16 protein-coding genes and 1 pseudogene are annotated in these 24,259 nt (G+C 60.3%); 10 read left to right on the plus strand and 7 right to left on the minus strand.

The window, feature by feature from the left end:
* The first annotated feature begins 19 nt into the window (after positions 1 to 19).
* Both AB5Z05_RS13510 and AB5Z05_RS13515 read left to right on the plus strand, forming a co-directional pair.
* Positions 20 to 1,168, plus strand: coding sequence for a sodium:phosphate symporter (locus tag AB5Z05_RS13510; RefSeq protein WP_064338447.1), 1,149 nt, complete (start codon positions 20 to 22; stop codon positions 1,166 to 1,168).
* 174 nt (positions 1,169 to 1,342) lie between these two features.
* Entirely contained in the window at positions 1,343 to 1,813 is a 471-nt protein-coding gene (locus tag AB5Z05_RS13515) for an FKBP-type peptidyl-prolyl cis-trans isomerase (RefSeq protein ID WP_304520076.1), read from the plus strand.
* Between the two features lie 133 nt (positions 1,814 to 1,946).
* On the opposite strand, the gene ggt is transcribed toward AB5Z05_RS13515, so the two are convergent.
* Together ggt and rdgC are read right to left on the minus strand one after the other, a co-directional pair.
* Positions 1,947 to 3,728, minus strand: coding sequence for a gamma-glutamyltransferase (gene ggt, locus AB5Z05_RS13520; RefSeq protein ID WP_368151880.1), 1,782 nt, complete (start codon positions 3,726 to 3,728; stop codon positions 1,947 to 1,949).
* Positions 3,729 to 3,919: 191 nt separating this feature from the next.
* Positions 3,920 to 4,831, minus strand: a complete 912-nt coding sequence (gene rdgC / locus AB5Z05_RS13525; protein ID WP_005347467.1) for a recombination-associated protein RdgC — start codon at positions 4,829 to 4,831, stop codon at positions 3,920 to 3,922.
* A 177-nt stretch (positions 4,832 to 5,008) separates the two neighbouring features.
* Between rdgC and AB5Z05_RS13530 the strand changes: the two genes are divergently transcribed.
* The 3 genes from AB5Z05_RS13530 (at position 5,009) to AB5Z05_RS13540 (ending at position 10,516) form a co-directional block, all read left to right on the plus strand.
* The gene (locus tag AB5Z05_RS13530; RefSeq protein WP_005338252.1) at positions 5,009 to 5,437 is read left to right on the plus strand and encodes a GNAT family N-acetyltransferase; all 429 of its coding nucleotides are present in this window, start codon (positions 5,009 to 5,011) and stop codon (positions 5,435 to 5,437) included.
* 103 nt (positions 5,438 to 5,540) lie between these two features.
* Positions 5,541 to 6,767, plus strand: a complete 1,227-nt coding sequence (locus AB5Z05_RS13535; protein WP_368151882.1) for an exonuclease SbcCD subunit D C-terminal domain-containing protein — start codon at positions 5,541 to 5,543, stop codon at positions 6,765 to 6,767.
* Entirely contained in the window at positions 6,764 to 10,516 is a 3,753-nt protein-coding gene (locus tag AB5Z05_RS13540; RefSeq protein ID WP_368151884.1) for an AAA family ATPase, read from the plus strand. Before AB5Z05_RS13535 ends, AB5Z05_RS13540 begins: the two co-directional genes overlap by 4 nt.
* A gap of 90 nt (positions 10,517 to 10,606) precedes the next feature.
* On the opposite strand, the gene AB5Z05_RS13545 is transcribed toward AB5Z05_RS13540, so the two are convergent.
* Both AB5Z05_RS13545 and AB5Z05_RS13550 read right to left on the minus strand, forming a co-directional pair.
* On the minus strand, positions 10,607 to 11,371 hold the full coding sequence (locus AB5Z05_RS13545) for a class III extradiol ring-cleavage dioxygenase (RefSeq protein WP_368151886.1): 765 nt from the start codon (positions 11,369 to 11,371) through the stop codon (positions 10,607 to 10,609).
* A gap of 167 nt (positions 11,372 to 11,538) precedes the next feature.
* A complete protein-coding gene (locus AB5Z05_RS13550; RefSeq protein WP_201955312.1) occupies positions 11,539 to 11,781 on the minus strand; it encodes a hypothetical protein in 243 nt (80 codons plus the stop codon).
* A gap of 308 nt (positions 11,782 to 12,089) precedes the next feature.
* Here AB5Z05_RS13550 and pykF point away from each other — a divergent pair, with 308 nt between their 5' ends.
* The 5 genes and pseudogenes from pykF to AB5Z05_RS13575 all read left to right on the plus strand — a co-directional run bounded on the left by pykF (position 12,090) and on the right by AB5Z05_RS13575 (position 21,164).
* On the plus strand, positions 12,090 to 13,502 hold the full coding sequence (pykF, locus tag AB5Z05_RS13555; RefSeq protein WP_031227651.1) for a pyruvate kinase PykF: 1,413 nt from the start codon (positions 12,090 to 12,092) through the stop codon (positions 13,500 to 13,502).
* A 150-nt stretch (positions 13,503 to 13,652) separates the two neighbouring features.
* The gene (gene mscK, locus AB5Z05_RS13560) at positions 13,653 to 16,982 is read left to right on the plus strand and encodes a mechanosensitive channel MscK (protein ID WP_201955310.1); all 3,330 of its coding nucleotides are present in this window, start codon (positions 13,653 to 13,655) and stop codon (positions 16,980 to 16,982) included.
* Positions 16,983 to 17,391: 409 nt separating this feature from the next.
* A complete protein-coding gene (locus AB5Z05_RS13565) occupies positions 17,392 to 17,808 on the plus strand; it encodes a hypothetical protein (protein ID WP_234915188.1) in 417 nt (138 codons plus the stop codon).
* Positions 17,809 to 17,862: 54 nt separating this feature from the next.
* Positions 17,863 to 19,894 (plus strand): annotated as a pseudogene (locus AB5Z05_RS13570) (M13 family metallopeptidase).
* Positions 19,895 to 20,231: 337 nt separating this feature from the next.
* On the plus strand, positions 20,232 to 21,164 hold the full coding sequence (locus AB5Z05_RS13575; RefSeq protein WP_368151889.1) for a GGDEF domain-containing protein: 933 nt from the start codon (positions 20,232 to 20,234) through the stop codon (positions 21,162 to 21,164).
* A gap of 98 nt (positions 21,165 to 21,262) precedes the next feature.
* Here AB5Z05_RS13575 and crr read toward each other — a convergent pair whose 3' ends face one another.
* The 3 genes from crr to AB5Z05_RS13590 are packed head-to-tail and all read right to left on the minus strand — an operon-like array spanning position 21,263 to position 23,846.
* The gene (crr, locus tag AB5Z05_RS13580; RefSeq protein ID WP_005338264.1) at positions 21,263 to 21,772 is read right to left on the minus strand and encodes a PTS glucose transporter subunit IIA; all 510 of its coding nucleotides are present in this window, start codon (positions 21,770 to 21,772) and stop codon (positions 21,263 to 21,265) included.
* A 42-nt stretch (positions 21,773 to 21,814) separates the two neighbouring features.
* Positions 21,815 to 23,542 carry a phosphoenolpyruvate-protein phosphotransferase PtsI gene (ptsI, locus tag AB5Z05_RS13585; protein WP_058058331.1) on the minus strand — a complete coding sequence of 576 codons (1,728 nt, stop codon included), beginning with the start codon at positions 23,540 to 23,542 and terminating at the stop codon, positions 21,815 to 21,817.
* A gap of 46 nt (positions 23,543 to 23,588) precedes the next feature.
* Complete coding sequence (locus AB5Z05_RS13590) at positions 23,589 to 23,846, minus strand: HPr family phosphocarrier protein (protein ID WP_005338266.1); 258 nt, start codon at positions 23,844 to 23,846, stop codon at positions 23,589 to 23,591.
* Positions 23,847 to 24,259 lie beyond the last annotated feature (413 nt).

A 24,259-nucleotide genomic window follows, 5' to 3' on the forward strand; every position in this document is an offset into this window, starting at 1 on the left:
GACCGTCTCAAGAGGCTTTATGCAACACCATCACTCCTTGTCACAGCCGCCCGCGACCCGCGCCCTGTTCAACTGGATGAGTGTCATCGTACTGGTCTACCTGATCCTGGTTGCCGTGGGCGCAATCTCCCACGGCTTCAAAGATTTCTCCGGCGGCGCCGAGGGCGCAGCCCAGATCTTCGCCTTTGCCAACAACCCCTTTGTCGCCCTGCTGCTGGGTATTCTCGCTACCGCGCTGGTGCAATCCTCCAGCACCGTCACCTCGGTGATCGTTGGTCTGGTGGCTGGCGGCCTGCCCATCAGCATGGCCATCCCCATGGTGATGGGTGCCAACCTCGGCACCACCATCACCAATACCATCGTCTCCATGGGCCATGTGCGGGATCGCGCCGAGTTCCGCCGCGCCTTCGCCGCCGCCACCGTGCACGACTTTTTCAACCTGCTGGCGGTGTTCATCTTCCTGCCGCTGGAGCTGATGTTCGGCCTGCTGCAACATAGCGCCGAGTGGCTGGCCAACCTGCTGGTAGGCTCCGCCAACATGTCGATGAAGGGCATGGATTTCATGAAGCCGCTGACCGCACCGGCCCAGCAGCTGATTGACAGCGCCGTGGCCTTCCTGCCGGGCAAGGGCGCCGCCATCGCGACCATCATCATCGGTATCCTGCTGATCCTCGCCTGCGTCACGTATCTCGGCAAAGTGCTGCAACAGGTACTGGTTGGCCGTGCCAAAGAGCTGCTGCACAAGGCGCTGGGCCGTGGCCCGCTGACCGGCATTACCTCCGGTGCGCTGGTGACCATCATGGTGCAATCCTCCTCCACCACCACTAGCCTGATGATCCCGCTGGCCGGCGGCGGCGTGTTCAGCACCCGTCAGCTCTACCCCTTCACCTTGGGGGCCAATATCGGCACCACCATTACCGCCCTGCTGGCTGCCACCGCCATCAGCGGAGCCGGTGCCCAGCTGGCTCTGACCATCGCGCTGGTCCACGTGCTGTTCAACCTCTTTGCCGTAGTCATCATCTATGGCATCCCCTTCCTGCGCGACCTGCCGGTGCGCGCCGCCGAGGGGCTGGCCCGGGTAGGCAGCGAGAACAAGCTGCTGGCTCTGGGTTATGTGACGGGTCTCTTCTTCGCCCTGCCCGCCCTGATGATGGTGGCCGCCAAGTAAGCGCCGCCGCCATGACAAGGGGCGAGTCACCGACTCGCCCCTTTTTGCGTCTGCGTCTCCGAGATTTGCCTGCCCACTCACATCCTCCCGCCCTGTGGCTCGCCATCAGGAGCGGTGCGCGATAAGATGGCGCCCTCATTGCACTTTTTACATTTCATGGAACAGGAAAAACCGATGAAATTCATACTGATCGCGCTGCTCATCGCCGGTGTGGCCTACTACTTCTACTCCAGCAGCAACAACAAGAAGCTGGCGGCTGACAACGTGCGGATTGGCGCCGAGTTCCTCGCCAGCAACAAGGAGAAGCCGCTGGTGACCACCACCGCCTCCGGCCTGCAGTACGAAGTGCTGACCCCGGGCACCGGCACCGTTCACCCCACCGCCACCAGCAAGGTGAAGGTGCACTACGAGGGCAAGCTGCTGGACGGCACAGTCTTTGACAGCTCGGTCGCCCGTGGCGAGCCCATCGAGTTTGGCCTCAATCAGGTGATCGCTGGCTGGACCGAAGGGGTGCAGCTGATGGTGGAAGGTGAGAAGACCCGTTTCTACATCCCCGCCAACCTCGCCTACGGCGAGCGTGCAGCAGGCAAAATCCCGCCGGGATCAGTCCTGATCTTTGACGTGGAGCTGTTGGGTATCCAGTAACCGCGCAGGATGCTCCAATGGCAATATCCCACTGAGCGCCCGTCCTGATCTTCGACGTGGAGCTGTTGGCATCCAGTAAGCGCACCATCAGCAACAAGGCCAGCATTATGCTGGCCTTGTTGCTATGGGAACCTCACTCCCCCTTGGCGATCCCTTCCCGGCGCGGATCCGCTGCGCCAAACCAGCCACCAGCGTTGCGCTCAACCCCCTGCAGGCCGGAGGTTTGCTCGTTCAGTACCACCTCGTGTCCCCTCGCCTTCAACCCCTCGACCACCGACAGGGGGGTGCGTCCCGCTTCCAGCTCGGTGGGACCGTTGCGACTGCCAAAGTTGGGCAGGTTGATGGCCTGTTGCAGGTTCAGGCCCCAATCCTGAGTGCCGAGCAGGGTCTTACCTACGTAGTTGATGATGGCGGAGCCCCCCGGCGAGCCCAACGTCATGGTCAGCTCGCCGCTTGGCTTGTCAAACACCAGCAGGGGTGACATGGAGGAGCGGGGCCGCTTGCCCGGCTCCACCCGATTTGCCACCGGCAGACCGGCAGCATCCACCGAGGTGAAGGAGAAATCGGTGAGCTGGTTGTTGAGCAGGTAGCCGTTGACCATCTGACGCGATCCGAAACCATCCTCGATGGAGCTGGTCATGGAGATAGCCATCCCCGCCTTGTCGACAATCGAGACATGGCTGGTAGAGGGGAGTTCGGGGGTCGCATCCTTGCCGCGTGCCAGCGCCAGTGGCGGCGTGCCGGGCTTGGCAATCCCCATTGAGTGCTGACCGACAAGCTTGCCCCGCTCGGCCAGATAGCCCTTGTCCAGCAGCCCCTTCACTGGCACGCTGACAAAATCGCTGTCGGCGACGTACTGGTTGCGATCGGCGAAGGCGAGACGCGCCGCTTCACTATAGAGATGGATAGCCTCGCTGGAAGCAGCCAGTCCCCCCTCCTTCGTGGTGAGCGGCTTGAGGGCGGCCATATCGCGGCTCTCCAGCATGCCGAAGATCTGGCCGAGCGCCAGTGTGCCGGACGAGGGAGTGGGAAAGCCGCAGATCTTGCTCTGGCGATAGTCAAAGCAGAGGCCATCCCGCACTTTGGCCTGATAGCTGGCCAGATCGGTGGCCGCCAGTACCCCGGGATTGGTGGGATGCTGGCGTACCTTGGCCACCATGGCATCCGCCAGCGGCCCCCGATAGAAGGCATCCGCCCCCTCTGTGGCCAGAGTGCGCAACACCTTGGCCAGCGCCGGGTTGGTCAGCCGGGTGCCCGCCATTTTGGGGCGACCATCCGCCTGATAGAAGTAGGCTCGCGCCTCTGGATCCCGTGCCAGATAGGGATCCTTGGCCAGCAATGTGGCCAGCCGTGGACTTATCACAAATCCTTGTTCTGCCAGCGTGATGGCGGGCTCGAACAGCGCAGCCCAGGGTAGCTTGCCATAACGTTGATGGGCCAGTGCCAGAGCGCGCAGGGTGCCGGGAACGCCGACCGAGCGGCCCCCCACCACCCCGTCATAAAACGCCAGCGGCTTGCCATCTTGCATAAACAGCTGGTCGGTTGCGGCAGCCGGCGCCGTCTCGCGGCCATCCACTGCACTCACCTTGCGGCCATCCCACACCAGCAGCAGCGTTCCGCCACCGATCCCGGAGGATTGCGGCTCCACCAGCGTCAATACCAGCTGCACCGCAATGGCGGCATCGACGGCACTGCCACCGGCCTTGATGATCTGGTAGCCCGCATCCACCGCCAGCGGGTTAGCGGCCGCCACCATGAAGTCATGGCCCTGCCAGCCCTGTTTGTCGGTCCAGCCACTGGCGGCTTCGGGTGCGATCAGGGTCTGGGCTGGCGGGGTGTAGTGAAAGCCGTTGTCACTGGCACAACCGGCCAGCAGGGCAAGGGCGATAGCCAGCCCCAGAGGTTTGCGCAACATGACACTCTCCTTGTCTGTTTTATGACCATGAAGGGGGACTATGTCACGATTGGCGCTGACAGCTCAAGTTATTGAACAAGATCAATATCTTACTCATCTATCAATAATGGCTATCCGTAACAGATATAAAAAAACCGCCCGAAGGCGGCTTTTACGATGGGATGGCAGAGGCCAAACAGGCGCAAGTCCGGTTAGATGGACTGCTCTTCGCCACCCAGGGCGGCAAACAGCGCCGGGATAAACTGGGAAAGCTCAGCGGTGACCAGCGCGAAGTCCGCATCCAGACGGGCGGCCGGATCTTCGCTGGTGACGTCGTCGTTCTGCTCGCGCAGCTCTTCGCTGAATTTCAGGCGCTTGATGGAGAGATCATCCCCCAGCACGAAGCTGACAGTCTCGCCCCAGTTGAGAGCCAGCTTGGTCACCAGCTTGTCATTGGCCAGGTGGTTCTTGATTTCATCCGTCATCAGATCCTGCTGCTTGCAGCGGATGATGCCGCCGTGCTCCATGGCACTGCGCAGCTCGGCTTCATCTTCCAGAGTGAAGGAAGCGGGCAGATTGCCCTCGTTCAACCACTCGGTCATGGTGATCTCGGGCGGGTTCTTGAGAGCCACCGGCACCACCGGCAGGGAGCCGATGGATTTGCGCAACAGTGCCAGCAGATCATCCGCCTTCTTGGCAGAACCTGCATCCACCACCATCAAATTATCGGCCGGATTGATCCAGGCAAAGGTCTGGCTGGTACGACTGAAGGCACGGGGCAGCAGGGTGTGGAGGATCTCCTCTTTCAGCGCTTCCTTCTCTTTCTTCTTGAGGGCGCGTCCCTGTTCGAACTCGATCGCTTCTACCTTCTCGGCCAGCATCTCCTTGACCACGGTACCGGGCAGCATCTTCTCCTCTTTTCGGGCGCAGATGAGGATGTGGCCGGAGGCAGAGTGGGTCAGGGTTGAGCCGAATTTGCCAAGGGGCTTGACCCACCCGAAACGGGAGATGTCCTGACTGCCGCAAGGGGTGAAGGCACAGGCTTCCAGCTGGGTTTCCAGCTGATCCACGGTCAGGTCAAAGGGGCGGGTAAAGCGATAAATCTGCAGGTTTTTAAACCACATGGCGTCCTCGGTCTCTAGATTGTCCGGCGGGCATTGTACTAGAGAGGCGCTTTGTGATCAGCCAATCATTCTCGCTAAATAAAGGGCGATCGACCTCACAGGGTCTCATTTATGTCACCTGTTTGTTCACCAAGTTCTCCTAGACTGCGAAAGTAAATTGTTAACAAGGATGAAGGTATGTTGCGGCCCAGTCGCCCGGAAGACATGGAAGAGATCGTCGAAATCTGGTTGCTGGCCTCCCTGCAGGCCCACGATTTCGTCGATGCCTCCTGCTGGTGGCAGGCCCAGGAGGATCTGCGTACCCGCTATCTCGATCGCGCCGCCATCTGGGTGTTCGAGGAACGCGGCGATCTGCTCGGTTTCATGGCACTGGTGGACAACTATCTCGCCGCCCTGTTCGTACGCCCCGACCGTCAGGGCCGCGGCGTCGGCCACGCCCTGCTGCAGGAGGCCAAGCGTCAGGGGGCGTCGCTCCACGCCCGGGTCTTCGTCGAGAATGATCAGGCGGTGCGTTTCTATCGCCGCCACGGCTTCGTCATCGAGGCCGAGGAGTCCGATCCCCTTACCGGCCACCCCCAATACCGGATGTGCTGCGAACCTGCCTGAATCGATGCCAGCCCCCTGTTTTACTTGAAAAAAGCACGGGGCATCCTCATCTTGTCACCATCGGGTGCCACAGGCACCGTCCCTGCAACCGGGCTGCTTTCCAATGAAAATCCTCCATACCGCCGACTGGCACCTTGGCCACCAACTTCATGGTCATGACCGCCGTTTTGAACACGATGCCTTTCTCGACTGGCTGAGCGACACCCTCAAGGCGCGCGAGATTGACGCTCTGCTGGTAGCGGGTGATCTGTTTGATACCGCCAATCCCCCCGCCAGCGCCTGGCAACAGCTCTACCGCTTTCTGGCCAGACTGCGCGCCGAAATGCCCCGCCTCAACATGGTGCTGATCGGCGGCAACCACGACTCCCCCTCCAAGCTCGACGCCCCCCACGAGCTGCTGCGCGCCTTTGATCTGCATCTGGTGGGCAGCATCAGCCGCGACAGTGAGGGCAAGCTCGAGACCGACCGCCTGCTGGTACCGCTGCAAGACCGGGAGGGCAACATTGCCGCCTGGTGCGCCGCCGTGCCGTTCCTGCGCAGCAGCGATCTGCGGGTGGAGCAGTTGGCTGAGGGGCAGGACAGACTGATCGAAGGGGTTCGACAGGTCTACGCCAAGGTGCTGGCCGAAGGGCGCGCTCGCTGCGGGGAGGCGCTGCCACTGATTGCCATGGGCCACGCCTATCTGGCGGCGGGCCAACTCTCGGAGCTGTCGGAGCGGCGGGTGCTCGGCGGCAACCAGCACGCCCTGCCCGCCGAACTCTTTGCCGGTGCTGACTACACGGCGCTCGGTCACCTCCATCTGGCCCAGAGCCCGGCCGAGGGGGTGCACTACAGCGGCTCACCGCTGCCGCTTTCGCTTGCCGAAGCCAACTACAACCATCAGGTGCTGGAAGTGACCTTTGCGGAGGGGAAAATGGCCGGATTGGAGCGGATCCCGGTTCCCCGCGCGGTGGAGATGATCCGCCTGCCCCAGAGCACCCTCGACGACGCGCTGAACGCCATCGCATCGCTCGAGCTGCCTGATTGTCCACAAGAGGCACAACCCTTCCTCGAAGTGCGGCTGCTGCTGCCCAAGCCCGAGGCCCGCATCCGCGAGCGGATTCTCGCCGCCATCGCAGACAAACCGGTGCGTCTGGCCCGCATCAGCACCCAGTATCAGGGCTCGGGGGAAGGGCTGGCCGATGGTCGCGAGCGGCGCAGGCTCGATGAGCTCTCCCCCACCGAGGTGTTTCGCCTCTGCTATCAGCGCCAGTTCGAAGGGGAGCCCGAGGCTGGGTTGGTTGCCTCGTTTGAAGAGATCCTGGAGCAGGTGAAGGAGCCAAACCAATGAAAATCTTGTCTCTGTCAGGTGAGAATCTGGCCAGTCTGACCGGCCCCTTCACCATCGACTTTACCAAGGGGGCGCTCGGCGCCGCGGGTCTGTTTGCCATCACTGGCAATACCGGCGCCGGCAAGAGCACCCTGCTCGACGCCATTTGTCTGGCCTTATACGACGAGATGCCGCGCTTTATCGCCAATCGCAAGAACGTGGCCGAAGTGGGTCGCATGGATGATGAAGAGAAGCTCAAGGCCAACGACGTGCGCGGCATTCTCAGTCGCGGTCACGCCAGCGGTTTTGCCGAGGTGCAGTTTCGTGGCTGCGATGGTCGCATCTGGCTGGCCCGCTGGGCGGTACGCCGGGCGCGAAACCGCTCGGAGGGGCGTTTTCAGGCGCAAGAGCGCACCCTGACCGATGTGGAGTCCGGGCAGGTCTTCTCCGGCAGCAAGCGGGAGCTGCAGGATCGCATCGACGAGCTGGTGGGTCTCTCCTGGGAGCAGTTCCGCCGCGCGGTGATCCTGCCGCAAGGGGAGTTTGCCGCCTTCCTCAAATCGGATGCCAACGAGCGCTCCGCTCTGCTCGAACGGATGACCGGCACCGAGCTCTACTCCGCCATCTCCATCCAGACCTATGAACGGGCGCGGGAAGAGCAGCAGAAGCTGGCCACCATCGCCCAGCGCCTCGGCGACGTGGCGCTGATGGATGAAGCGACCCGCGAACAGTGGGTAAGCCAGCAGGTAAGCCTCTCGACCACCCTCAAGCACGAGCAGCAGCAACAGCTGCTGATGCAGGACTTGCGCGACCTCAACAGCCGCATTGCCGCCCAGCTGCAGGGCTGCGCCGAGGGACAGGCGGCGCTCGATGCCGCCCTGCAGGCCCACGGCGCCGCGGCCCCCGAGCGCGAGGAGTTTGCCCGTGCCGAACAGGCCCAGGTAGCCCGCGCCGATCACGACGAGCTGGCCCGCCTCACTCTGGAAGTGCAGCAGCAGGAGAAGGTGATCGCCGAGCTGGGCCCGGAGCTGGCCAAACTCGAGGAGCAGACCCAGCAGAGCGCGCTGACCGAGCAGCAGCTGCTGGCGGAGAAGATCGCCGCCGAGCGGGAATGGGGTGCCCTGCAACCCGAACTCAAGCGGGCGCAGGAGCTCGATACCCGCATCCGGGAAAAGGTGCAGCAGTTGCAGAAGATCCAGCAGGAGGGGGCACAGGAGCGAGAAGTGCAACTCACGCTGGAGCAGGGCTGGCGCGAGCAGAGCCGACAGGTGGAGCTGCTCAAGCAGCAGCACCAGCAGTGGGGACTTTGGCTCGAAGAGCACAAGGAGCTGGCACCGGTTGCCCGCCAGTGGCAGCCCCTGCTGACCGCCATGCAGGATTGGGCAGAGGATGCCGACAAGCTGCAGCAACTGCTCACCCTGCGGGATCACAAGCTGCGCGCCCTGCAGCAGTTGCAGCGCCAGCTGGAGCAAGGTCAGCAGGAGCGCGACTACTGGCAACATGAACAAGCTCGGCTGCAACAGCAACAGAACGAGCTGCAGGAGCAGCAGTGGGAGAGCCGCCTCGCCAAGGCGCAGGAGCAGTGGCAGCAGCAGACCGAGCAACTGGGTCAGCTGCGCCAGTTGCTGGAGCTGGCCGATTATGGCCGCAACCACGGCGAACAACATGGCCGCTTGCAGCAGGAGATTGCCCAGCTGGAGCAGGCGCTGGGCAAGCTCGCCACCCTTGGCGAAGAGCTGGCCCCCGCCCGCGAGCGGCTCGCCCTGCAGCGGGACGAGGCGCGCCATGCGCTGGAGCAGTCCCGTGCCATCGCCAGCTTCGAGCAGTATCGCCATATCCTGAGCGATGGCGAACCTTGCCCGCTGTGCGGTTCCGGGGAGCACCCCTACAGCCAGAGCCAACCACAAGTGGCGGGGATCCTGGGTCAGCTGGCGGAGCGGGTCAGAAGCCTCGAACTCGAATGGGATCGGCTCAATCATCAATACATCCAGTGCGAGAGCGAGCGTCAGGAGCTGGCCCGCCAGCTGGCGGTACGCCAGCAGCACCAGCCGGAGCTGGAAACCCGCGCCGAGCAGCTGACCCAGCGCTGGCAACAGCTGGGGGGCGATACCCTGCTCGGCCATCCGCTGCCGCTGCGCCAAAGCCCCATTGAGTGGAACGAGCTGATGAGCACACTGCTTGGCCATGGCCAGGCGCTGGAGCAGGGGTTGGCCCAGAGCCAGCAGCAGCTGCGTCAGGCCCAGCTTGGTCAACAACAGCTGCAAGGGGTGCGTCAGCAACTGAGCCAACTGGCTGCCCAGCACCAGCAGTTTGACCAGCAGTGGCAGGAGGCCGATCGCCAGCGCATCGCGCTGGAAGGGGAAGTGAAGGGGATGGGCGAGCAGGAAGCGACCCTGCGCCAGCGCCTTGAGCAAGGCGCCCACCGCCTCGACGAGCAGATGGGCGGCCAACCGTGGCGCCAGTGGCTCGGCAGCCAGCAGTGGCACGAGTGGCAGCGGACCTGCGAAGCCTGGCTGCACGGCCAGAGCGAGTGGGAGCGGCTGGCCAGCGAGATCGCCAGTCTCACCCCGGCACTGAGTGCGCAGGAGGCGCGCCTGCAGACCCAGCGCGAACTGCTGCACAAGCTGGAGCGGGACTACAAGGAACACGAACAGCAGCGGCAGGGGCTGCTCACCAGCCGCAGCGGTTGTCTGAATGGCGAGGAGATCCCGCTGGTCGAGAGCCGCTGGCAACAGCGTCTGCAACAACTCGCCAGCGAACTGGAGCTGATGCAAAGCGGCGGCCGTGCTCTGCGGGAGCGGCAGACCGAACTCAAGACCCGCCTCACCCATGTGGAGCAGGAAAAGCAGACCAGCAGCCGCCGCAAGCGGGAGGTGCTGGGGCGCTGGGCTGCCCACGCCAGTACCCTCGGCATCGCCGAATACGACCTGCGCCGTCTGCTCGCCATCAGCCCCGATGAACTCAAGGCTCGCCGCTCTGCCCTACAGGGGCTGGAAGATGCCCTTGGTGAGGCGCGTACTCGTCTTGCCGAGCGGCAACGGGCGCTGGCGCTGGAGGAGAGCAAGCGGGATCGCTATCGTGAGCATCACCCCGAGCTGGCCGCCCTGCCGGATGCAGAGCTGAGCGATCTACTGGCGGCACTCGATGCCCGTTGTCGCGCCCTTGAAGAGCAGCTGTTCGAGTGCAAGAGCAAACTGGCACAGGCCGAAGCCGCCGCCCTCAAGGCGGGCAGCCTGCAACAGGAGCTGGCCGCCCAGCAGGCGGTGGCCGACCACTGGCAGCAGCTGTGCGATCTGATTGGGCAGGCCAACGGCGCCAAGTTCCGCACCTTCGCCCAGAGCCTCACCCTTGAGCGCCTGTTGCTGGAGGCCAACGCCCAGCTCGCCGAACTATCACCGCGCTACCGGCTGGAGCGGGTACCCGGCACCGATCTGGCGCTGCAAGTGGTGGATCTCGACATGGGGGATGAGGTGCGCTCGGTGGACTCCCTCTCCGGTGGCGAGAGTTTTCTGGTGTCGCTGGCGCTGGCGCTGGCCCTCTCCAGCCTCTCGTCACGGCAGACCCAGGTCGAGTCGCTCTTTATCGACGAGGGATTTGGCACCCTGGATCCGGACAGTCTGGATCTGGCGCTCGCCAGCCTCGACTCCCTCCAAGCCGCCGGTCGCCAGATCGGGGTCATCTCCCACGTTCAGACGCTTGTAGAGCGGATTGGCGTGCAGATCAGAGTCGAAGCCCTCGGCGGCGGCGAGAGCCGGGTAGTGGTTCCCTGAGAGCCTTCGGCTCAATCACCAGTATCATCGGCACCCCCACGCCGTAAATAACAAGACCCCGCCAATTGGCGGGGTCTTGTTGAGAGGCAATCAACCGAAGCGGTAGGCGCCCATATAGAGGCTGCCGCCATCCCAGCTCTCGTGCAGCCGGGTGGGCGCCACACCATCAGCGGCCCCCAACGCCACAAAGAGTGGGCGCAGATGATCGTCGTGGGGATGGGACTCCACCGCGCCTGGAGCCTGCTGGCGATAGTTGAGCAGCGCCAGCCGATCCTCGTCGGCCATCTTCTGCTCCAGCCAGTCGACAAACTGGCTGGCCCACTCCGGCACTGGCGAGCCTTCCGGTGCCAGCGCCCGCAGGTTGTGGGTGATGGCGCCGGAGGCGAGGATGCCAATCCCCTGACTGCGCAGCGCCCCCAATACCTCTCCCAGTTGCCACAACTGGGCCGAGGTGAAGCTCGCGGGAATGGAGATCTGCACCAGCGGGATCTCGCTGTTTGGGTCGATCAGGGAGAGCGGCGACCAGACCCCGTGATCCAGCTCGCGCCGCACCGGGGTGGCGGTCAGTCCGGCCAGTGCCAGCTGGTCGCTCACCCCTTGTTGCAGCCACTCGGGGCTGCTGGCTGGCCAGCGCATCCGGTAGAGGGGCTCGGGAAAGCCGTAAAAGTCGTACATCAGCTCCGGTTTGGGCTCGACGTTGATCTGCAGCTCGCGGCTGAACCAGTGGGCGGAGATGACCACCAGCCCCTTGAGCTCACCCAGACGCAGGGTTCGCAGAAAGCGGGTGGCGGGTTGCTCACGCAGCACCAGATCCGGTGCGCCGTGAGAGATAAACCAGACGGGGGCGAGGGACATAAAGCAGACTCCAACAAAGTATCAGGGGGCGATACCGGAGGGGATATCGCTGTTGGAATCGATTATCCCCCTGCCATTAAAGGTGAACAATCCAGCAGGATAGATAAGCACTATCAACCAATGGTTGATAATTACACGCCTTCACGACAGGGAATCGGCAATAGATATCATGGCTGCGGCGCATCCGGCTGCGGTCGGGCTGCACGAAGCGCCATCCGGGTCGCTGCACTGTGATCCTGCCACTCTCGCCACGCCAATCCCTCGGCGGCCGCCTCCCCTTTCACTGGATGGGAGAAGATCGCCAGCAGACCGGCATTGTCAGGCCAGTAGCGGGCTGGCAGTGTCTGAACCAGCAGCAGGGCGGCGCCCAGCAAGAGCAGAGTCCATCCGGTTTCATGGCTGTTTTTCATCCCGGCCTCCTTCACCCGTGCGCCAATGAACTAACATTTTTGCGCAAGCCGGTGACAAGACGGTGACAGCGGACGGGTGGTCATTTTACAACATCTGAACCTCAACCCGGCCAAACAACCACAGATGGCAACATTTGTATCCCTTCAGCCCGAACCTGTGGCCGTATGCTCTAAAATGTGACTCACAGGAAAACGTTATCCCTGAAAAGAAAACGTTATCTGGTCAAAACGTTGTTTCTGGATCATAAAAAGATTCCAAAAACTGGTGTATATTGCTCGGCGGAAATTCCTTAACCATGAAGATTGACATGAAAAAGACCAAAATTGTCTGCACCATCGGTCCGAAGACCGAATCCAAAGAAATGCTGGCCAAAATGCTGGACGCCGGCATGAACGTCATGCGCCTGAACTTCTCCCACGGTGACTACGCCGAGCACGGCAGCCGCATCAGCAACCTGCGCGCTGTAATGGCCGAGACCGGCAAGCACGCAGCTATCCTGCTGGACACCAAGGGTCCGGAAATCCGTACCATGAAGCTGGAAGGCGGCAACGACGTCGCGCTGGTCGCTGGCCAGACTTTCACCTTCACCACCGACCAGACCGTGGTTGGCAACAAAGACAAAGTGGCCGTGACCTATGCAGGTTTCGCCAACGATCTGCGCGTCGGCAACCGCATCCTGGTTGATGACGGCCTGATCGGTCTGGACGTTATCGAAATCACCGAGCGCGAAGTTATCTGTAAAGTGCTGAACAACGGTGACCTGGGCGAGAACAAAGGCGTTAACCTGCCGGGCGTCTCCATCAAGCTGCCGGCCCTGGCCGAGAAAGACAAGCGCGACCTGATCTTCGGTTGCGAGCAAGGCGTTGATTTCGTTGCTGCTTCTTTCATCCGTAAGAAAGAAGACGTTCTGGAAATCCGTGAGCACCTGAAAGCCCACGGTGGCGAGAACATCCAGATCATCTCCAAGATCGAAAACCAGGAAGGTCTGGACAACTTCGACGAGATCCTGGCTGTTTCCGACGGCATCATGGTTGCTCGTGGCGACATGGGTGTAGAGATCCCGGTTGAAGAAGTTATCTTCGCCCAGAAGATGATCATCGCCAAGTGCAACAAAGCCCGCAAAGTGGTTATCACTGCCACCCAGATGCTGGACTCCATGATCAAGAACCCGCGTCCGACCCGCGCCGAAGCTGGTGACGTGGCCAACGCCATCCTGGACGGTACCGACGCAGTGATGCTGTCCGGTGAATCCGCCAAGGGTAAGTACCCGCTGGAAGCAGTGACCATCATGGCCACCATCTGCGAGCGTACCGATGCCGTGATGCCGTCCAACCTGTCTGCTGCCAACGACAGCAACAAGCTGCGCATCACCGAAGCCGTATGTAAAGGCGCCGTAGAGACCTCCGAGAAGCTGGACGCCCCGCTGATCGTGGTCGCTACCGAAGGCGGCAAGTCTGCCAAGGCCATTCGCAAGTACTTCCCGAAAGCCTGGATCCTGGCTATCACCACCAACAAGAAAACTGCTGCCCAGCTGGTTCTGACCAAGGGTGTGGTTGCTCACGTGGTTGACAGCATCGCCTCTACCGACGATTTCTATCGCATCGGTAAAGAAGCCGCGCTGGAAATCGGCATGGGTCTGAAAGGTGACGTTGTTGTGATGGTCTCCGGTGCTCTGGTACCGAGCGGCACCACCAACACCGCTTCTGTTCACGTTCTTTAATCAGAGCTGAACGAGTTGAAAACGGCGCCTGCGGGCGCCGTTTTTTTTGTCCCTCCCCCCTGCTTACCTGACAAGCCCGGTGTTAGAATCCACGCGAATTTAATCTATGCGGGAAATCTCCCGAATATCGCGTAATAACCCGGAAGTTATATGCCCTCAATACGTTTTAAAAGAGTCTCGGCCACCCTGTTGCCGCTGCTCTGTCTCCTCGCCAGCCTCTGCATGCCGCAAGCCATGGCGCAAGATGTCCCCTCTCGCAACGCAGTTCAGCGAGCGCTGGATGGTCTGGGTAAATCAGAGACCCTGACCGTCAGTCAGCAAGCGGATCAGAAGTTGCTGACCGAAACCCTCGGACTGCTCGACAGCATCGACAAGGAAGAGGCGAAGGCCAAGACCCAGGCCCAGCGGATCCGCAACCTGCCCACCGAGCTCAGAGAGATCAGCGCCAAGCTCGATGCCCTGACCAAGGGCAAGAGTGCCGAGCAGATCAAGAGCGAATACGCCAGCATGAGTCTGGCAGAGCTCGACAGCCGTCAGCCAGAAGTGCTGGCCAACATGCAGGCGGCCCAGGAGGCCCTCGGCGCCATCGGCAGCCAGCTCACCAGCTTGCAGACCCTGCCGGAGCGCGCCCAGGCCAGCATGAGCCGCGCCTACCAGCGCAGTCAGGAGATCCGTACCCGCCTCAACGCCGGTGAAAGCGTCTCCAGCGCCGAGAAGATGAAGCTCGGTGCCGAGCTGGCCCTGCTCGACCTGCAACTGGCCCACCTGCAAAAGGAGCTGGATAACCGTACCAGCATGCAGGATCTGGCGATCAAGCAGCGCGACTACCAGAGTGCCCGTCTCGCCAGCGAAGAGCAAAAACTGCAGCTGTTGCAGGATCAGAGCAGCGCCAAGCGCCTCGGCGACACCGAAAAAACCGCCGAGCAGACCGGTGAACTGGTGGCGACCGAAGACAGCCCGCTGGTGCAAAAAGAGCAGGAGCTCAACCACCAGCTCAGCCAGCAGCTGATCGGTGCCACCACCAGCCTCAACTCGCTGGTACAGAAAAACCTGCAAGCCAAGAGCTGGCTGGAGCGCGGCATCCAGACCGAGCGCAACCTCAATGAACAGGTGCAGATGCTCAAGGGCAATCTGCTGCTGTCGCGCATCCTCTATCAGCTCTACCAGCAGCTGGAAGCGGCACCCACCATCGCCGTCAAAAACCTGGAAGAGCAGATCGCCGATCTGCATCTGGCTCAGTTTGAACTGAGCCAGCAGCGTGACCAGCTGTTCCAGAAGAACCTCTATCTGGACAATCTGATCGCCGGCAGCAAGGATCCGGTGAGCGAGGAGGACAAGGAGAGCCTTGCCAAGCTGCTCGACACCCGCATCAATCTGCTCGATCAGCTCAACCGCCAACTCGACAGCCAGCTCACCAACGCCATCAGCCTGCAGCTGACCCAGCAGCAGCTGGCGCGGGTCTATGCCTCTATCGAATTTACCCTGCAGCAACACATCTTCTGGGTAAGCAGCAACAAGCCCATCGACAGCAAGTGGTTTATCAGCTGGCCCGCCCAGGCCTACAAACAGGCCTCCGACTGGGTATTGAAACCGGACTGGAAACGCTGGCGCGAAGAGCTGCTGGGGATCTCCCTGCTCGCCTTCCCGCTGCTGCTGATCGGCGGCCTGCTGGTCTGGAAACGTCCGGCGCTGGTTGAGCGCGAGAAGAAGATCACCAAGGACCTTGGCCGTTTCCGTCAGGATAGCCAGTGGCACACCCCGCGCGCCCTGCTCTATACCGTGCTGCAACGCCTGCCGGGCAGCATGTTCATTCTGGCTGGCGGTCTGCTGCTCACCTACTGCGGTCTGCTCAGTCCCAAGCTGATGTTCCAGATCACCCTGAACCTCGCCCTCGGTTATCTGGTGTTCAGCGTCTATCTGGCGGTGATGCGCCCGGGCGGTATCGCCGAGACCCACTTCCGGATCCCGAAAGCGGAGCTGCAGGCCAAGCGCAACAGCATGCGCTACATCTGGTTGCCACTGCTGCCGCTCATCATGCTCGCGACCAAGGCGGTGGTTGAACCCTCCACCCTGGGCAACGACGTGATCGGCCAGGCCATGACCCTGACCCTGCTGGGGCTGGCCGCCTATCTGGTGTTCCCCATCTCCCGCGCCCGCATCAAGGGCGAGGCGAGCATGCAGAAGTCGCTGATCGCCATCGCTCTGGCGCTGGCACCGGTGGCGCTGATCGTGCTGGCGGTGCTCGGTTACTACTACACCGCGCTGAAGCTGACCGGTCGCCTGATCGAATCCTTCTACCTCATCATCATCTGGAGCCTGGTCTACCGCACCGCCCTGCGTGGTCTGGAGCTGGCGGCCCGTCGTCTGGCCTACCGCCGTGCGGTGGCCAAGCGTGAGCACAAATCTTCGGAAGATGCGGAAGGTGGCGAGTCCATCGAAGAGCAGCCCATGGATCTGGAGGATGTCAGCCAGCAGTCCCTGCGTCTGACCCGTACCGTGCTGATGCTGATCTTCGGCGTCGCCTTCTACTGGCTCTGGTCCGATCTGGTCGCGGTCTTCTCCTACCTCGACAGTATGGTGCTGTGGCACCGCAGCGAAGGCACCGGCGCCAACGCCGTGCTGTTCCCCATCAGCCTGAGTGACGTGCTGATCGGCTTCCTGCTGCTCGGCGGTGCCTGGTCACTGGCGCGCAACCTGCCGGGCTTGCTGGAGGTGCTGGTGCTCTCCAAGCTCAACCTGGCTCAGGGTACCGCCTACGCCATCACCACCATGCTCAACTACGTGCTGATCGGCTTTGGCTCCCTGACTGCTCTCTCCATGATGGGCGTGCAGTGGGACAAGCTGCAGTGGGTAGCGGGTGGTCTGTCCGTCGGTATCGGTTTCGGCATGAAGGAGATTCTCTCCAACTTCGTCTCCGGCATCATCATCCTGTTCGAGCGTCCGGTGCGGATCGGTGACACCGTCACCATCGGCTCCTTCTCCGGTACCGTCTCACGGATCCGCATTCGCGCCACCACCCTGACCGACTTCGACCGCAAAGAGGTGATCATCCCCAACCAGCAGCTGATGACAGAACGGCTCATCAACTGGTCGCTGAGTGACACCGTCACCCGGGTGATCGTACGGGTGGGCGTGGCGTATGGCTCGGATCTGGAGCTGACCCGCACCCTGCTCAAACAGGCGGCCGACGAAAATAGCCGCGTGCTGAAAGATCCGGCCCCCATCGTCTACTTCCTCACCTTTGGCGCCAGCACGCTGGATCACGAGCTGCGCTTCTTCGTGAGCGAACTGGGAGACCGCAACCCGGCGGTGGACGAGTTGAACCGCAAGATCGACCAGCTGTTCCGCGAGAACGGCATCGAGATCGCCTTCAACCAGATGGATGTCTACATCAAGAACATGCAGGGCGAAGAGCAGAAGGTGGAGTCCAACTCCGCCGCCCTGCCGCCGCCCGCGGAAGATGGCAAGCAGCCAGCCTGATAGCGAACTGCATTAATCTGATAGCAACAGCCGCTCACCCAGGTGAGCGGCTTTTTTATGCCCGGTTTAGGAAGATAGAGACGGCTATCCACCGCCAGCATGGCTGGCCGCAGCACAACAGGAAGCCATCACCCTTGATAAAATATAAAGAGAAATAAAAGTTTAAAAAACAAACACTTAACCCACACTGCTACTTAACGCATGGATGAAACCTGCGCCCTTATCCCCTCACCGCTTACCCCATACTGCGCTCGCTCCGGCTCCCGGACTTTTATAACTTTTTTTAATTTTATTTGAGTGTCCTCTTCATCCTGTCCATTGCAAAGTGGCGCCATTCCAGCGCCGGGCACTGTGACCACCACCCTGCTGACACCGACTTGCTCATTTGATAATTGAAAGGATCCGAGAGATGAAACACCCGATGAAACACCCCTTGATGGTAATGGGAATAGCCGCCTGTCTGGCATTGAGCGGCTGCCAGAATCTGGACACCAAGAAAGTCCTGATAGGTGCAGCTGCGCTGGGTGCCATCGGTGCCGCTGGCTATTACGCCGGGAAAAAGCACAGCGATAACAAACACGAGCATGATGGCCAGCATGACGATAGCGATGACCAGCATATGGCCACCAGCAAGATGCCCCGCTACTGCTCGGGGGAAGCAGCCAGTAAATTCCATGTCTCCCCGCGCGATATCACCACCGAGTCGGCAGAAGAGAGTGGCCACAGATACAAGGTCTATGGCCAGTACGAGACCGATGATGATGCAGTCGATTTTACCTGCACCTTCAATCACGACGGCCGCTTCCTCTCTGTCGTTCGCAGCTGATTGGCCAGCGGTTACAGCCAATTCACTACTGGCACCCCATACAGGACACACAAGATGAAACAGCAACGCAGCATGATCGCCAGCCTCATTGTGCTGGCCCTGCTTGGCCTCGCGCCATGCGCCGGTGCCACCAGCGGCCACTCCGGGGTGGATCTGGCCAGCATGGATAACAGCGTGCGCGCGGCAGACGATCTGTTTCGCCACGTCAACGGCAACTGGCTGGCCCAGACCCAAATACCGGATGACCTGCCGGGACAGACCATCGGCAATCTGCTGGCGGACAAGTCGCTGGAGGATCGCAAGGTGTTGCTGGAGGAGCTGCTCAAGCGCCCGCAACAAGCCGGAACTCCTAGCCAGCAGATAGCCGACCTCTACGCCAGCTATCTGGATCAGGCCGGTCGGGATGCCAAAGGGCTGACCCCCATTCAGCCGCTGCGCGACGAGATCATGGCCATCCATGATGGCGCCTCGCTGGCCACCTACTTTGCCCGTGTTAACAAGCTGGGCGGCGGCGCACCCTTTGGTATCGGGTTCATGGCCGACAAGAAGCAGCCTGACAGCTACGGGATCTACCTGCAACAATCCGGTCTCGGTCTGCCGGATCGGGACTACTACCTGAAAGCAGATGCCGCCAGCAAGACACTGCGGGCCAGCTACGAGCAATTCATTAGCGCCCTGCTACACCATGCCGGCGTCGAGGGGGCGAGCGAGCAGGCCCATCGCATTCTGGCGCTGGAGACCCGCCTCGCCAGCCTGCAGTGGGACAGAGTCAAGCGGCGGGATGACAACCTCACCTACAACAAACTGCCCATCGCCCGCCTCAGTCAGTTGCTGCCCCCCCCTGGATTGGCAACGCTACCTGACAGAGGCCGGTATCGCCGGGGAAACGGAGATCATCGTCAGTGAGCCGGACTATCTGGAGAAGCTGACCGCCGTGATGCAGGAGACCAGCATCGCGCAGTGGCAATCCTACTGCCTGTTCCATCTGCTACGTACTTATGCGCCCTATCTCGACAGCCAGAGCAATGCCCTGCACTTCGCTTTCTACGGCACGACCCTGAGCGGCATCCCCCGGCAGCGGGAGCCCTGGAAGCAGGCCATGGAGGTGCTGGACGACTATCTGGGTCAGGCGGTGGGCAAACTCTACGTGGAGCGCTACTTCCCGGCCGAAGCCAAGGCACAGATGGCGACTATGGTACGCAATCTGATCGCTGCCTATCGCCAGGAGATCGGTGGGCTCGACTGGATGTCTGCCCCGACCAAACAGCAGGCGCTGGCGAAACTGGAGAAGGTACGGGTCAAGATCGGCTATCCCGACCAGTGGCAGGATTACAGCGCAATCGAGATCCGTCCCGATGATCTGGTCGGCAATGCCCAGCGCGCGGCCACGGTGCGTTACAACGAGCACCTTGCCCGCCTCCATCAACCGGTGGATCGGGAGGAGTGGTTCGACAATCCGCAGACAGTGAACGCCTACTACAACCCGAACAACAACGAGATCGTCTTCCCGGCAGCCATACTGCAACCGCCCTACTTCGATCTGAAGGCGGATGATGCGGTCAACTATGGCGCCATCGGCGCGGTCATCGGTCACGAGTTGAGCCATGGTTTCGATGATCAGGGGGCTAAATTCGATGGCAACGGTGCCTTGCACAACTGGTGGGCTCCGGCCGATCTCAAGGAGTTCACCGCCAGAGCGCAAAAACTGGCGAAACAGTACGACCGTTTCGAGCCCATCAAGGGGGAGCATGTCAACGGCCAGCTGACCCTTGGCGAGAACATCGGCGATCTCGGCGGCCTGACCATCGCCCACAAGGCGTACCAGCTCGCCTTGGGCAACCGCAAGTCAGCTGTGCTCGATGGCTTCACCGCCGAGCAGCGATTCTTTATCGGCTGGGCACAGGTGTGGAAAGGGAAGTACCGGCCCGAGCTTGCAGCCGTCCTGCTCAAGACAGATCCCCACTCGCCGCTGGAGTACCGGGTCAATGGCGTCGTCGCGAATATGCCGGCCTTCTATCGCGCCTTTGCCATCAAGCCGGGAGACAAGCTCTATCTGCCACCTTCCGAGCGCGTGAAGATTTGGTGACCACCAGCAGGGGCCCTGGCCCGAAAAGCTCCAGCAGATGGATCACCTCCACCTGAGCTGAAGATGACCGACACAGGGAGTGTCTGTTTTACCCTGCCTGGTTTTTCCCGACCCACATGTGCCTGACCATGTGGGTTTTTTTGACCCTTCTGCCCCCCCTTCTCCCCGGCCCCCCCTGCTTTCACCCGATACGGCCACGGCACACAACTCCGCCATTTTCTCGCCTTTGCCTTTTGCTGAAAAACCGGCGGCCTAACCGCTATAAATCGGTTTACCACCAAACAGGTCTGACCTATGGTAAAGCATGTAAAAGATGCATCGTGGAGCCGCTTTTCCTATGAATGACCGAGAACTGCAACAGATCCTGTTTCGCTCCTTCGATGTGATCCCGCTGCCTATTCTGGTGTCCGAATCCATTGCCCGTCACGATGGCTGCTCACCCGACATGATCCCGCAGCGGCGCCACCGCTTCCTGAATAAAGCCTTTATTGAGCAACTGGGCTACAACCTTGACGAGCTTCCGGACATGGCCTCCTGGTTTCAGGTCGCCTACCCGGATGAAGGGTATCGCCGCACCATCATCGACTCCTGGCACTCCCAGGTGGAACAGAGCTTGTCGCAAGGGCTGGAGGTTGCCGAGATGCCTGCGCTGATCCGTTGCAAGAGCGGTCAGTCGCGCTGGTTTATCGTCACTGCCCAGCTGGGAGCCGATGCCATCCCGGATGGCCATATCGTTACCTTTCGCGATATCCACGACCTGCAGTGCATGGTGGAAGAGGTGAGCCGCCTCTCCTGCACCGATCCGCTCACCGAACTGACCAACCGGCGTGGCGCCCAGCAACAGTTGCAGGCCCTTTGGTTGCAAGGTGAGCCCCTCTCGGTGGTGTTGGGAGATATCGACCATTTCAAACAGGTCAATGACCGCTACGGCCATCCTGCGGGCGATGCCGCGCTCTGCACCGTCGCCCACGCCATGGCTGGCCAGCTGTTGCCGGGGGAGAGTCTGGCCCGTTGGGGCGGAGAGGAGTTTCTGCTGATCCTGCCTGGTTGCGATATTGAACAGGCGGCACGGCGCGCCGAACAGCTGCGCCTGCATGTCAGTACCACCCGATTGCCATGGCAGGGGAAGCAGCTCTCCCTCACCATCAGTCTGGGGTGTGCCAGCATGAAGGGGCAGGAGAGCATCGACTATCTGCTGATGATGGCAGACCGGGCCCTTTATCAGGCAAAGGATCAGGGCCGTAACCAGGTTGTCATCTCGACGGAATAGAGTGATCACCAGAACGGAAAGCCGACTCGCGGCCATAAAAAAACCGAAGCACAAGGCTTCGGTTTTTTACTGCGCAACTGGCGTGAGCCAGCCGGGCATTACTTCTTGATACGGATAACCGGGGTCTCGCCCACAGTCACGGCACCAGTCATTTTGATCAGCTCTTTGATCTCGTCCATGTTGGAGATGACAACCGGAGTCAGGGTAGACTTGGCTTTCGCTTCCAGAACGGCCAGATCGAACTCGATAATGGTGTCGCCGCGCTTGACCTGTTGACCTTCCTGAGCGATACGCTTGAAGCCTTCGCCTTTCAGTTCAACGGTGTCGATACCGAAGTGAACGAACAGCTCGATACCGGAGTCGGATTCCAGAGAGAACGCATGGTTGGTCTCGAAAATCTTGCCGATGGTACCATCGCACGGCGCAACCATCTTGTTGCCAGCCGGTTTGATGGCGATACCGTCACCAACGATCTTCTCGGCGAAGACAACGTCAGGCACATCTTCGATCGGCACGATTTCGCCAGACAGCGGAGCAAAGATTTCGATGCCGCCGGTGTCAGAGCTATCGTCGGAAACCAGTTTCTTCAGTTTATCAAACAGACCCATATAAAGCTCCTAGAGATGATTTGTCGCTGTTTGCAGCCGATCTTAGCAGACTGCCTTCTGCTTAATAAAGTTATCTACGCATGCTTCGATTTCAGCGGCGGTGGCAAAGCTCAGTGCTTGATCAGCCATTGCCTTCACATCTTCGAAGTTGGTGTTGCGGATAAGCTTCTTGATACGCGGTACAGAGATGGCGCTCATGGAGAACTCATCCAGACCCATACCCAGAAGCAGCAGGGTAGCGCGCTCGTCACCAGCCAGTTCACCACACATACCGGTCCACTTGCCTTCGGCGTGGGACGCATCGATAACCATCTTGATCAGGGTCAGGACGGAGGGTGACAGCGGGTTGTACATGGCGGAGATCATCTCGTTACCACGATCGACAGCCAGGGTGTACTGGGTCAGGTCGTTGGTACCGATACTGAAGAAATCCACTTCCTTGGCCAGATGATGAGCCATCACGGCAGCGGCCGGGGTCTCGATCATGATACCCACTTCGATGGATTCATCAAAGGCTTTGCCTTCGGCACGCAGTTCGGCTTTCAGCGTCTCTACGGTGGCTTTCAGGCTACGGAACTCTTCGACAGAGATGATCATCGGGAACATGATGCGCAGTTTGCCGAAGGCAGAGGCGCGCAGAATGGCCCGCAGCTGAGCGTGCATGATGTCTTCGCGGTCGAAGAAAATACGCACGGCACGCCAGCCCAGGAAGGGGTTCATCTCTTTCGGGAAATTCATGTACGGCAGCTCTTTGTCGCCGCCAATGTCCATGGTGCGCACGATGATCGGCTGATCCGGCATCGCTTCGGCCACTTCTTTGTAGGCTTTGAACTGCTCTTCTTCGGTCGGCAGCGCGTCACGATCCATGAACAGGAACTCGGTACGGTACAGGCCCACGCCTTCGGCGCCATTGCGGATGGCACCTTCGGTATCCTTGACGGTACCGATGTTGGCGCACACTTCGACCTGGTGACCATCCAGCGTGATGGCTGGCAGATCTTTCAGCTTGGCCAGCTCATCTTTCTCGGCCTGGAACTGAGCCTGGAACTTCTTGGCTTCGGTCAGCTGTTCAGCGGTCGGATTGATGATGATCTGGTTGTTGATCGCATCCAGCACCAGCATGTCACCGTTCTTGACGCGCTCGGTGATGTCGTTGGTGCCTACCACGGCCGGCAGCTCCAGGGAGCGGGCCATGATGGAGGTGTGAGAGGTACGGCCACCGATGTCGGTGACGAAACCCAGCACATATTTCAGGTTGATTTGAGCGGTTTCAGACGGGGTCAGGTCTTTGGCGACCAGGATCACCTCTTCGTCGATGGTGCTCAGGTTGACAACGGCGATGCCCAGTACGTTCTTGACCAGACGGGTACCGATGTCACGGAAGTCGGTAGCGCGTTCGCGCAGATAAGGATCATCCAGCTCGGCCATCATCTTGGCGTACTGTTCGATCACCTCATAGATGGCTTTGTCAGCGGAAGCCTTGTTGTCTTTGATGAAGGATTTGATATCCCCTTCCAGCTCCTCATCTTCGAGCAGCATGATGTGGCCTTCGAAGATGGCCTCTTTTTCCTCACCGAAGGTGCGACCGGCCATCTCTTTGATGGCTTCCAGCTGGGTAGCTGACTTGGTACGAGCTTCGAGGAAACGGTTGATCTCGGCATCAATCTGGTCAGCAGAGATTTTGCCCTGATTGATAACGATTTCATCTTCTTTAAGAAGAAGCGCCTTACCGAATGCGATACCGGGGGACGCAAGAATGCCAGATATCATAATCCTTCCTATTAAAACGACTGTGGGGGAGGAATCTAAAGCTGGATTACTCCAGCTCGTCCATCAGGGCAACCAGCTTCTCAACAGCTTGCTGAGCATCCGGGCCATCAGCCTGGATAGTTACGTTGGTACCCTTGGTCAGGCCCAGGGTCTGCAGCTTGAACAGGCTCTTGGCGCTGGCGGACTTGCCACCGGAGACCACAGTGATCTCGCTTTGGAATTCTTTGGCTTCTTTCACGAACTGAGCTGCCGGACGGGTGTGCAGGCCGTTTTCAGCAGTAATAACAACAGACTTCTCGTACATGGTTTCACCCCATATTATTGATATTTTTTGGTGGATTGGTCGTTTTTGAAGCAACCTGACCCACCGTGTCAGTATGGATATGTTGTAAAGTAACGAAAGCAGACCCGCAATGGTTTAATCCAGGTCAAGTTTCTGTGCAGTAATCGGCGCGCTGGTTGGCAATTTTCAGTTATTGGGCTACAAGCCGCATCAGGACTGGCCTGAAATTATTTTATAACGAAAAATAACACTTTGTTACTTTGTGATACCCAGCCAGCAAACACCGCGTGACGCCGCACAGGATATGAGATTTAGAGCGGAATGTCTGCTTTTTTTCTCACTCCGGAACTTGTTATTTTACCCCAAAAAATAAGGATCAAGTGACACTAACAGGGGTTGAGTCTAGCCCATAAAGAAGCGGCGCTCCTGGGAGC

The organism is Aeromonas sp. R2-4, assembly GCF_040908365.1.
Taxonomy (GTDB): Bacteria; Pseudomonadota; Gammaproteobacteria; order Enterobacterales; family Aeromonadaceae; genus Aeromonas; species Aeromonas veronii.

What these genes read in the sequence shown, in the direction of transcription:
- AB5Z05_RS13590 (WP_005338266.1), bottom strand. Translation starts at nt 23,846, where the DNA reads ATGTACGAGAAGTCTGTTGTTATTACTGCTGAAAACGGCCTGCACACC.
- rdgC (WP_005347467.1), bottom strand. Translation starts at nt 4,831, where the DNA reads ATGTGGTTTAAAAACCTGCAGATTTATCGCTTTACCCGCCCCTTTGAC.
- AB5Z05_RS13565 (WP_234915188.1), top strand. Translation starts at nt 17,392, where the DNA reads ATGAAACACCCGATGAAACACCCCTTGATGGTAATGGGAATAGCCGCC.
- AB5Z05_RS13545 (WP_368151886.1), bottom strand. Translation starts at nt 11,371, where the DNA reads ATGTCCCTCGCCCCCGTCTGGTTTATCTCTCACGGCGCACCGGATCTG.
- pykF (WP_031227651.1), top strand. Translation starts at nt 12,090, where the DNA reads ATGAAAAAGACCAAAATTGTCTGCACCATCGGTCCGAAGACCGAATCC.
- AB5Z05_RS13575 (WP_368151889.1), top strand. Translation starts at nt 20,232, where the DNA reads ATGAATGACCGAGAACTGCAACAGATCCTGTTTCGCTCCTTCGATGTG.
- AB5Z05_RS13530 (WP_005338252.1), top strand. Translation starts at nt 5,009, where the DNA reads ATGTTGCGGCCCAGTCGCCCGGAAGACATGGAAGAGATCGTCGAAATC.
- AB5Z05_RS13510 (WP_064338447.1), top strand. Translation starts at nt 20, where the DNA reads ATGCAACACCATCACTCCTTGTCACAGCCGCCCGCGACCCGCGCCCTG.
- AB5Z05_RS13540 (WP_368151884.1), top strand. Translation starts at nt 6,764, where the DNA reads ATGAAAATCTTGTCTCTGTCAGGTGAGAATCTGGCCAGTCTGACCGGC.
- AB5Z05_RS13550 (WP_201955312.1), bottom strand. Translation starts at nt 11,781, where the DNA reads ATGAAAAACAGCCATGAAACCGGATGGACTCTGCTCTTGCTGGGCGCC.
- AB5Z05_RS13535 (WP_368151882.1), top strand. Translation starts at nt 5,541, where the DNA reads ATGAAAATCCTCCATACCGCCGACTGGCACCTTGGCCACCAACTTCAT.
- crr (WP_005338264.1), bottom strand. Translation starts at nt 21,772, where the DNA reads ATGGGTCTGTTTGATAAACTGAAGAAACTGGTTTCCGACGATAGCTCT.
- ptsI (WP_058058331.1), bottom strand. Translation starts at nt 23,542, where the DNA reads ATGATATCTGGCATTCTTGCGTCCCCCGGTATCGCATTCGGTAAGGCG.
- AB5Z05_RS13515 (WP_304520076.1), top strand. Translation starts at nt 1,343, where the DNA reads ATGAAATTCATACTGATCGCGCTGCTCATCGCCGGTGTGGCCTACTAC.
- ggt (WP_368151880.1), bottom strand. Translation starts at nt 3,728, where the DNA reads ATGTTGCGCAAACCTCTGGGGCTGGCTATCGCCCTTGCCCTGCTGGCC.
- mscK (WP_201955310.1), top strand. Translation starts at nt 13,653, where the DNA reads ATGCCCTCAATACGTTTTAAAAGAGTCTCGGCCACCCTGTTGCCGCTG.